The organism is Sulfitobacter sp. HI0129, assembly GCF_001635395.1.
Classification (GTDB): domain Bacteria; phylum Pseudomonadota; class Alphaproteobacteria; order Rhodobacterales; family Rhodobacteraceae; genus Sulfitobacter.
On record NZ_LWGH01000323.1, the window covers coordinates 1 to 9,279 of the forward strand.

10 protein-coding genes are annotated in these 9,279 nt (G+C 66.9%); 3 read left to right on the forward strand and 7 right to left on the reverse strand.

Features of this window, described 5'->3' with window-relative positions:
- Positions 1-970: fatty acid desaturase (locus tag A3764_RS07745; protein ID WP_067951427.1), on the reverse strand; the 970-nt coding region annotated here is incomplete at its 3' end.
- Positions 971-1,079: 109 nt separating this feature from the next.
- Between A3764_RS07745 and A3764_RS07750 the strand changes: the two genes are divergently transcribed.
- Positions 1,080-1,940, forward strand: a complete 861-nt coding sequence (locus A3764_RS07750; RefSeq protein ID WP_067922311.1) for a helix-turn-helix domain-containing protein — start codon at positions 1,080-1,082, stop codon at positions 1,938-1,940.
- A 214-nt stretch (positions 1,941-2,154) separates the two neighbouring features.
- Here the strand turns inward: A3764_RS07750 and A3764_RS23975 are convergent, their stop codons facing one another.
- From A3764_RS23975 to A3764_RS07770, 5 genes are all read right to left on the reverse strand, one after another.
- Positions 2,155-2,532 carry a VOC family protein gene (locus tag A3764_RS23975; protein WP_161487217.1) on the reverse strand — a complete coding sequence of 126 codons (378 nt, stop codon included), beginning with the start codon at positions 2,530-2,532 and terminating at the stop codon, positions 2,155-2,157.
- Positions 2,533-2,653: 121 nt separating this feature from the next.
- Positions 2,654-3,412, reverse strand: a complete 759-nt coding sequence (locus A3764_RS07755) for an SDR family oxidoreductase (protein ID WP_067922315.1) — start codon at positions 3,410-3,412, stop codon at positions 2,654-2,656.
- The gene (locus tag A3764_RS07760; RefSeq protein ID WP_067922318.1) at positions 3,409-4,887 is read right to left on the reverse strand and encodes a carnitine 3-dehydrogenase; all 1,479 of its coding nucleotides are present in this window, start codon (positions 4,885-4,887) and stop codon (positions 3,409-3,411) included. Before A3764_RS07760 ends, A3764_RS07755 begins: the two co-directional genes overlap by 4 nt.
- A complete protein-coding gene (locus A3764_RS07765) occupies positions 4,884-5,348 on the reverse strand; it encodes a hypothetical protein (protein WP_067922321.1) in 465 nt (154 codons plus the stop codon). Before A3764_RS07765 ends, A3764_RS07760 begins: the two co-directional genes overlap by 4 nt.
- 20 nt (positions 5,349-5,368) lie before the next feature.
- Positions 5,369-6,280, reverse strand: coding sequence for a 3-keto-5-aminohexanoate cleavage protein (locus A3764_RS07770; protein WP_067922324.1), 912 nt, complete (start codon positions 6,278-6,280; stop codon positions 5,369-5,371).
- Between the two features lie 105 nt (positions 6,281-6,385).
- On the opposite strand from A3764_RS07770, the gene A3764_RS07775 reads away from it, so the two are divergent.
- Positions 6,386-7,312: a GlxA family transcriptional regulator gene (locus A3764_RS07775; RefSeq protein ID WP_236628131.1), complete on the forward strand. Its 927-nt coding sequence runs from the start codon at positions 6,386-6,388 to the stop codon at positions 7,310-7,312.
- Positions 7,313-7,394: 82 nt separating this feature from the next.
- On the opposite strand, the gene A3764_RS07780 is transcribed toward A3764_RS07775, so the two are convergent.
- A complete protein-coding gene (locus A3764_RS07780; protein WP_067922330.1) occupies positions 7,395-8,435 on the reverse strand; it encodes an aldo/keto reductase in 1,041 nt (346 codons plus the stop codon).
- Between the two features lie 137 nt (positions 8,436-8,572).
- Here A3764_RS07780 and A3764_RS07785 point away from each other — a divergent pair.
- Positions 8,573-9,279: MFS transporter (locus A3764_RS07785; protein WP_150122106.1), on the forward strand; the 707-nt coding region annotated here is incomplete at its 3' end.

Genomic DNA, 9,279 nt, shown 5'->3' on the forward strand with positions numbered 1-9,279 from the left:
CGGAAAATCCCCGGTCTTCCGTTTGACCGGGTANCGCCAGCAGAAAGGCCCGGAAGACCGCGCCGTAGGACGGATAGACATATCCGCCGTTGCGCCGCAGATACCTGTCGCGCCGCGCCCGGTAGAGCGCGGGCAGCCGGTACCACGCCACGCCCGGGTGCATGTGATGGACGACGTGCAGATTGTTGTTCAGGAACAAGAAGGCCAGCAACCCACGGTCCTCGATGATGACGCTGCGGGCGGCGGGGTGGTCATGGGCGCGATGCTCCAGAAAGGTGCGGATGCGCAGGATCGACAGCGCGCCGTAGCAGGCCAGCCCATAGGCCAGCAGCGAAAGCGGCGATGCCGCCACCGCCCAGAGCACCAGCGCCGCACCCGGCAGATGCAGCGCCCAGTCCCGTGCCACATGCGGATCGCCCCGCCACCACGCGCGCACATCGCCCGCGACAAACCGCCAGAGCCCGATGGCAGGCCCCAGCGTCATGCGCCCCAGCAGCGTGTTGTTGCATTCCAGCAGGATGCGCCGCCAGCGCGGCAGACGGGCCCATGCCAGCGGATCAAGGTAGTTGCTTTCGGGATCGTCATAGGGATCGGTCAGCCTTGCGTCCTGATGATGGGCCAGATGCAGGCGGCGGAACCGCAGGTAGGGGATGAACAGGCCCGGCTGGACGAGGCCGAGGGCGGTCGAGGCCCGGACCGAGCCGAAGGGGTGGCCATGCAGAAGCTCGTGGCTGAGCGAGGAATGAAGCGCCAGCAGAAGCGCGAGGATCGGGACGGCCACCAGCGGCTGATGCCCGGCAAGGCCCAGAACCAGCGCCCAGCCCACCAGCGTGGCCGTAAAGACCGCGAGGGTGGGCCATTCCACCCGCGCAAGGGCCCGGAGGGCGGCGCGGGCACGGCCCCGATTGACGGGGAGACTTACTCCGCGTTGCGGTACGTTAACCAATCCTGCGGGTGCATGACCGTTCATTTTCCTGCCGCTCCTTTTTTTGCTTTGTCATTTATCTATGAGCGGCAGGCTTTGCGGGCCATTTGGATAAGAGTTAACATTGCTTCCGTTTGGTGATATTACTCACCACATGCCGCATAAACTCAGCAAAGCAGACCGCGCCGCCCTGTTCCGGGACCGGCTGACCGCCGCGATGGCGACTGCGGGCATATCGCGCGCGGCGCTGGCGCGGGCGGTGGGGGTGGACCGCTCCACCCTGTCGCAGGCGCTGTCCGATACCGGCGCACGGATGCCCGGCGCCCATCTGGTGGCGGGCGCCGCCGCGGCGCTGGGCGTATCGAGCGACTGGCTGCTGGGTCTGTCGAACCGGCCCGAATCCGCCGCCGATCTGGTGGCCGCCGCGCTGGAGGTGTCGCAGGCCCCGCGCGCGCTGGTGGACCAGACGATCTTTGACTGGCACCGGGAGGCCGCGGGCTACAAGATCCGCCATGTCCCGGCGGCACTGCCGGACATGCTGAAGACCGACGCCATGCTGGAATGGGAGTACGGCCCCCACTTGGGGCGCTCCGCCCAGCAGGCGATCAATGCCTCGCGCGACCGGCTGGACTGGATGCGGGAGTCACACTCCGATTACGAAATCGCGATGCCGATCTACGAGATGGAAAGCTTCATTCGCGGCACCGGCTATTACACCGGCCTGCCCGCCCCGGTGCGGCTGGCGCAGGCCGACCACATGGAGATGCTGACCCGGCAGCTCTACCCCCGGCTGCGCATCTACCTGTTCGACGCGCGCAGGCTCTATTCGGCGCCGGTCACCGTCTTCGGAACGCTGCTGGCGGTGTTCTACACCGGCGGCCACTACATGGCGTTCCGCGACCGCCAGCGGATCGAGACCTTTACCCAGGATTTCGACGTGCTGGTGCGGGAGGCGAGCCACACCGCGCGCGACCTGCCCGGCATGATCCGGGAGATGCGCGCGCTTATCCGCTGACCGGGGTGGACCGGGCAAGGGCGGGAGCCTCCGGCGGGGATTTTGGGCCATTTGGAAGGGGCGGCAGGTCAGCGCCGCGCTTGGGGAACGCGGCACTTCGCGGAGGAGTGGCGCGGGGGGCGCGGAATTATGGTATCGTGAGGCCCTTAGTCATCGTGCCACGGAGACGAAAATGATAGTTTACATCCTGTTTTATATTGTCGCTGCAAATGCATTAGTCAGTGAGGCGCCAAGGTGGAAAGCGGCGTTCATTGCCGGCATGGAATAAGCACAGCTTGTTTCCAGTGGGATCAGTAAAATGTGCCGTCCTCCAACGATAGGTCTGATCGGTGGGAGGCATATCAAACTTGACCCCTAAATTGCAAAGTTCCATGAATTTTTTGTCGACGTCATCAACTTCAAAATACAGCACTGTGTTTCCAGCAACTGGATTATCTGAGACGTAAAGTGAAAATGTGCTTGAGCCAGTCGGAAACTCGAAACGCGCATATTCATCTCTTTCCGACACGATTAATCGCAGGCCAATTGTGGTATAAAATGCCACTGCCTCGTCAAAGTCGCGTGCTTCAACCGTCACTTGGTTCATGTCCATTTTCGAATACCCTTGTGTTAAACTGGTACCCAGTTCCGATAGCCTAAGGCTGCAAGTCCGATCTACGTCAAACGGATTACATTCTGGTCGCACCATCCGCTCATCGCAGCGAAACGCACCATCACCGCGCTACCGCCAGTTTCGGGTCCGGGTTCTCGGTGTGGCCGTCGACGGCGATGACTTGACCCGAGACCATGCGCGCGGCGTTGGAGGCGAGAAAGACCGCCATGTCGGCCACATCCTGCGCGGTGACGAAGCTGCGCATCGACGTGCCCGCGGCATAGCCTTCGTAGACCTGATCGCGGGTCATGCCCTTGGCGGCGGCTTCGCGCGTCAGCACGCCTTCCATGCGGGGGCCTTCGACGGCACCGGGGCAGATGGCGTTGGCGCGGATGCCGTGGGGGCCGAGTTCCATCGCCAGCGTCTTCATCAGGCCGATGACGCCCCATTTCGCCGCCGCATAGGGGGCGCGGTTCGGGTAGCCGTAGATCCCCGCTGTCGAGGAGGTCACGATGATCGCGCCGCGTTGCGCCTTTTTCATCAGCGGGGCCGCGTGTTTGGCGGCCAGGAACGCGCCTTCGAGGTTGACGCCCACGCAGGCGCGCCAGTCGCCCAGAGCCACCTCCTCGATCGGGGCGGTGGGGCCCGCAATGCCCGCGTTGGCGCAGAGCACGTCCAGTTGCCCCATCTCGGCCAGCAGGTCGCGCATGGCCGCTTCGTCATCGGCGGGGGCCTCGCGCCGCTGCCAGTCTTCGGGGCAGGCCCGCAGGGCTGCGGCGTCGACATCGCTCACCCAGACCTCGTAGCCCGCCGCGGCGAAGGCGGTGCCCATGGCCCGCCCGATGCCCGCGGCCCCGGCGGTGATCAGCACCCGTTTCACGGCCGCTGCCCCACGGCGCGCCCGACGCCCTCCGGGGTGGGCAAATCGGCCTGCGCCTCGGCAAAGCGGCGGAGCGCCGCGTCGATCTCCGGCGCGGGATCGGCGGGTTTGCGGGTGTCAAGACTGACATGGAGCAGAAAATGCTCGCCCGTGGCCAGCAGCCTGTCGCCTTCGCGCATTTCGTGCCAGAGGTGCATCTTCTTGCCGCCGCCCGACAACACGCGGGTCGTGATCTCGATCACCGCGCCGGCATGGACCTCGTCCACGTGGCGGATGTGGGTTTCGGCGGTGAAATAGCTGCCGCCCGAGGCGATATAGGCGGCATCGCAGCCGATGATCTCCATGAAGCGGTCCGTCGCATCGGCGAAAGCCTGCAGGTAGCGCGATTCGGTCATGTGGCCGTTGTAATCCGTCCAGTCGAGCGGCACGGCGCGGCGGGCCGTCAGCACCGGGGCGGCGGGATCGGCGATTTCGGCCGCCCGCGCGGCCAGCGGCGTATCGGCGCGCAGCAGGGTTTCATGGGCGTTGACGAGCGCCCCCGCCCCCCAGTTCTGCGCCTTGAGCGCGCGCATCATCGACACGAGGTTGTTGTCGCGCGCGCGCTCTAGCTCGCGGATGGTGAACTGACCCGATTGCGCGTCGGACTGGCCCGCGATCAGGTCCACGAGGCCGTCGTTGAATTCGGGCACATCCATCAGCTTGGTCCATGGCCATTTCAGCGCCGGGCCGAACTGCGCCATGAAGTGCTTCATGCCCGCTTCGCCCCCCGCCACGCGGTAGGTCTCGAACAGGCCCATCTGCGCCCAGCGGATGCCGAAACCGTAGCGGATGGCGTTGTCGATCTCTTCCGTGGTGGCGATGCCGTCCTTCACCAGCCAAAGCGCCTCGCGCCAGACCGCTTCGAGGAAACGGTCCGCCACATGGGCGTCGATCTCCTTGCGTAGATGCAGGGGATACATGCCGAGCGCGGTGAGCGTGGCCTTGGCGCGGTCGATCTGATCGGCCGTGGCCTCCGGCGTGGGGACCAGTTCGACCAGCGGCAGCAGGTAGACGGGGTTGAAGGGATGGGCCACCATGATCTGCCCCGGGCGCGCGACCCCCTGCCCCAGCTCCGACGGCTTGAACCCGGAAGTGGAGGAGCCGATGATCGCCTCAGGCTCGCAGGCCGCTTGGATCGCCGCGAAAGTCTCATGCTTGATGTCGAGGCGTTCGGGCACGCTTTCCTGTATCCATTCCGCACCCGTCACCGCTTCGGCGATGTCACCGTGGAAGGTGATCGCCCCCTCGGGGGGGAGCGCGGCATCCGTGAGCCCGGGCAGGGATCGGCGCGCATTGCCCATCACTTCCGCGATCTTGCGCTGCGCCTGCGGGTCCGGGTCATAGACCCGCACCGCCCAGCCGTTGAGCGCGAAGCGCGCGGCCCAGCCGCCGCCGATCACGCCACCCCCGATGATCGCTGCCGTTCGTGTCGTCATTGCATTGTCCTCAGTTGGCCGGTGTCCCAGCCGTTGAAATCGAGCATCCGGCGCGCGGCCTCAATGCGGTCCGCGCCCCCCTCGGGCGCGCGGTCAAGAATGCGGGCGTGGCTGCCCGTGGCGGAGCCGAGCGCGGCGGTGCGGAAGTCTTCATCGACCCACATGACGACGAGCGTTTCCGCCCCGTCCGGCGCCCGCAGGATGCCGGGGCCGGTCGGCACATAGGTCCGGGTTGTGCCATCCGCCGCGGTTTCCGTCACCGCGCCGGTCTGGCTGACGGCGAAGGTGACGGCGGGCGCACAAGGCCCGATGCAGGCCCGAGCCACCCAGCGGCCCGCCATGCGATCGGCGTCGAACCGGGTGGACCCGGCCAGCACCGCCGCCGGATCACGATAAGTTGGCGCTTCGGGGGCGGGCGCGAGCACCGCGCAGCCCGTAAGCACCAGCAGCCCGGCCAGCATCGTGGCCCTGCGCCTGCCCCTCACTTCGGGGCGCGCTTTTGCAGGCCGAGCTTCTGGCGGACCTCTTCGGGGCCGATGACCTTCGCGCCCATGTTTTCCACGATGGTCACCGCGCGCTCGACCAGTTGCCAGTTCTGCGCCAGCTCGCCCTTGCCCAGCCAGAGGTTGTCCTCCAGCCCGACGCGCACGTTGCCCCCCGCCAGCACGGCGGCGGCGACATAGGCCATCTGGTTGCGCCCCAGCGCGAAGGCGGAAAAGGTCCAGTCGTCCGGCACGTTGTTGACCATGGCCATGAAGGTATTGAGGTCATCTGGCGCGCCCCAGGGCACGCCCATGCAAAGCTGCACCAGCGCCGGGCTGTCCAGAATCCCATCCGCCACGAGCTGCTTGGCGTACCACAGATGCCCGGTATCGAAGGCCTCGATCTCGGGCTTGACGCCAAGCTCTGTCATCATGCGGCCCATGGCCACCAGCATGCCCGGCGTGTTGGTCATGACGTAATCGGCTTCGGCGAAGTTCATCGTGCCACAGTCGAGCGTGCAGATCTCCGGCAGGCAGTCGGCCACATGGGCGACCCTCTCGCTCGCCCCGGCCATGTCGGTGCCCTGCTGCGAAAGCTGCATGGGATTTTCCACGTCGCCGAAGACGATATCGCCGCCCATGCCGGCGGTCAGGTTCAGCACGACGTCGGTGTCCGCATCCCTGATCCGTTCGGTAACTTCGCGGAACATGCGCGTATCGCGGCTGGGGGCGCCGGTTTCGGGGTCGCGGACGTGGCAATGCACGATGGCGGCCCCGGCCTTGGCGGCGGCGATGGCGCTGTCGGCGATCTGCTCGGGCGAGCGGGGCACATGGGGGCTGCGGTCCTGCGTTCCGCCCGAGCCGGTGACGGCACAGGTGATGAAGACCTCTTTGTTCATTTGCAGCGGCATGGCGGCGTTCCTCGTTATTGATTTCGCGCGCAGGATGCCCGAAGACGGGGCGCAAGAGTTCACCCGATGCGAAGCCGATTTGACATCTTGCGACAGAATAAACCGATGAACGTCGCGCTGCTGGTGCTGGACGACACCAATACGCTGTCCTTCGCGGCGGCGGTCGATCCGCTGCGCTCGGCCAACCGGCAATCGGGCAAGCGGCTCTTCGACTGGCAGTTCGTCACGCCAGCGGAGGCGCCCGTGCGGCTGACCAGCGGGCTGGCCATCCCGGCGGGTCCGATCCACCGGCTAGACGGCGCGGATCTGCTGCTTGTTCTGGCCAGCTTCCAGCTCGACGCGCAGTCCACCCCCGCGCTTTCGGCCAGCCTGCGGCGGCTCGCGGCTGGGGGCAGCCGCATCGCGGGGATCGACGGCGGGCCTTGGGTGATGGCGCGCGCCGGGCTGCTCGACGGGGGGCAGGCCACGACCCATTGGGAAGACCTCGACCGGTTCGCCAGCACCTTTCCCGAGATCGACGTGGTGAACGCCCGGTTTCAGGCCAGCGGCGCCTGCCTCACCTGTGCTGGCGCCGCCCCGGCCATCGAGATGATGCTGCATATCATCCGCGAAACCCACGGGCCTGCGCTGGCGAGCCGGGTGGCGGGAACCTTCATCTACGATCTCGCGGCCCCGGCCACCCGCCCGCAAAGCCGGGGCGCCGGGCTGAACCACAATGCGCTGACCGCCCGCGCCCAGACCATCATGGAAGCGACGCTGGACGCGCCCCTGCCCATCGCCACGCTGGCGCGGCGGCTGGGTACCAGCGCCCGCGCGCTGCAGGTCCAGTTCCGCAGGCGGCTCGACCGGACGCCGCAGGCGCATTACCTCGCCCTGCGCCTGACAGAGGCGGAACGCCTCGTGCGCCAGACCTCGCTGCCCTTGCAGGATGTGGCGGCGGCCACCGGCTTCGCCTCTCCGGCAGCTTTCGCACGGGCCTTTCGCAAGGCGCATGGCCAATCCGCCCGCGCCCTGCGCAGCACCATGGGCTGAACCGCCGCGCGCCTTCCAAATGGCAAAAAATCCCGGGGTCCGGGGCTGGCCCCGGTCCCGCGGTGCACCTCTCGGGAAGGCGTCAGTAGGGCATGGGATGGGCGCGGTGCGCGGCGTCGAGCGCCTCCATCACCGCGTCCGACAGGGCCAGATCGGCCGCGCCCAGCGCGGTGCCCAGCTGATCCATATCCGTCGCGCCGAAGATCACCGACGTCATGAAGGACCGGGTGCAGGCCCATGCCAGCGCCATCTGCGCGGGGTGCAGATCATGCTCCCGCGCCACTTGCAGATAGGCCTCCACCGCCTCGAAGGCCCGGTCGGTCTTGCGCCCGCCCATTTCCGGGTTCAGCGACATGCGCGACCCCTCGGGCACGGCACCGCCCTGATATTTGCCGGTGAGCATCCCCGCCGCCAGCGGCGAGAAGGCCAGCATGCCGATGCGCTCGTTCACGCAGGTCTCCGCCACGTCGGTATCGGCCAGTCGGCACATCAGCGAATATTCGTTCTGGACCGAGACGGGCGGCGGCCCCCCGCTGCGCGCGGCGGCGGCGGACCATTGGGTCAGGCCCCATGCGCTTTCGTTGCTGAGCCCGAAGCTGCGGATGGTGCCCCGCTCCACCTCGCGCTGAAGTGCGCCCATACAGTCGACCATATGGGCAAGCGTCGCCGCGCGGTCCTGATCGGAGGGATCGTAGGTCCAGTTCTTGCGGAACATGTAGCTGCCCCGATTGGGCCAGTGAAACTGGTAGAGGTCGATCACATCGGTCTGCAACCGCTTCAGCGAGCCTTCGATGGCCTGCGGGATCGTATCGCCGGTGATGGGCGCGCCATCGCGCGCGTGGGAGCCCGCGCCGGAGTGTTTCGTGGCCAGCACCACGTCGTTCCGGCGGCCCGAGGCGCCGATCCACTGGCCGATGATCTCTTCGGTCAGGCCCACGGTTTCCGCCTTGATGGGGTTCACTGGATACATCTCGGCGGTGTCGATGAAGTTGATCCCCGCCTCCAGCGCGCGGTCGATCTGGGCGTGGCCCTCTTTGGGCGTGTTCTGGGTGCCCCATGTCATCGATCCGAGGCAAAGTTCGGAGACCTCGATACCGCTGTCGCCCAGTTGGTTCATCTTCATCTTGCGGCCCTCTTGCCTTGTGCGTGGTCACCCTAGCGGCCCGTTGCCGCCGCGCAAGCGCCCGGGCCTGACGAAAACGACAGTGACGCGTCGTAATACGGGTTGGGTTCCGCCGACAAAGCCGCCAATCTGCGCGCATGCGTCTGATGATCTCCTTCGCGGCCCTCTTCCTGTCGGTCATATTGCTGCAACTTTCGACCGGGGGCGTGGGTCCGCTGGACGTGCTGTCGGGGCTCACCCTCGGCTTTTCCAAGCAGGAAATCGGCTTTCTCGGCTCGGCGCATTTTCTGGGGTTCTTCATCGGCTGCTGGTGGTCGCCCCGGCTGATGGGCAGCGTGGGCCACAGCCGCGCCTTCGCCGCCTTCACCGCGCTGGGGGCCATCGGGTTGATGGCGCATATGATGGTGATCGACCCCTACGCCTGGGCGTTGATGCGGGTCGCCTCCGGCCTTTGCGTGGCGGGCTGCTATACGGTCATCGAGGCATGGCTTCAGGCCAAGGTCACCAACGAGAGCCGCGGGCGCACCATGGGCACCTACCGGGTGGTGGACATGACCGGATCGCTGACCGCGCAGATGATCGTCGGCATTCTCGCCCCGGCCTCCTATGTTTCCTACAACCTGCTGGCCATCGTCTGTTGCGCCGCGCTCATTCCGCTGACGCTGACGCGGGTGCAGCAGCCGGAGACTCCCGCCTCCCCCCGGTTGCGGCCCCGGCTGGCGATGGACCGCTCGCCGCTTGCCGCGGCGGGGGTGGTGGTGGCGGCGGTATCCAGCGCCTCCTTCCGGATGGTGGGCCCGATCTATGGGCAGGAGGTGGGACTGACGGCGGCGCAGATCGCGTG

Bases quoted from the DNA above. Each gene is read 5' to 3' on its own strand.
- A3764_RS07770 (WP_067922324.1), bottom strand. From the start codon at position 6,280: ATGCCGCTGCAAATGAACAAAGAGGTCTTCATCACCTGTGCCGTCACC.
- A3764_RS07780 (WP_067922330.1), bottom strand. From the start codon at position 8,435: ATGAAGATGAACCAACTGGGCGACAGCGGTATCGAGGTCTCCGAACTT.
- A3764_RS07750 (WP_067922311.1), top strand. From the start codon at position 1,080: ATGCCGCATAAACTCAGCAAAGCAGACCGCGCCGCCCTGTTCCGGGAC.
- A3764_RS07760 (WP_067922318.1), bottom strand. From the start codon at position 4,887: ATGACGACACGAACGGCAGCGATCATCGGGGGTGGCGTGATCGGCGGC.
- A3764_RS07775 (WP_236628131.1), top strand. From the start codon at position 6,386: ATGAACGTCGCGCTGCTGGTGCTGGACGACACCAATACGCTGTCCTTC.
- A3764_RS23975 (WP_161487217.1), bottom strand. From the start codon at position 2,532: ATGGACATGAACCAAGTGACGGTTGAAGCACGCGACTTTGACGAGGCA.
- A3764_RS07765 (WP_067922321.1), bottom strand. From the start codon at position 5,348: ATGCTGGCCGGGCTGCTGGTGCTTACGGGCTGCGCGGTGCTCGCGCCC.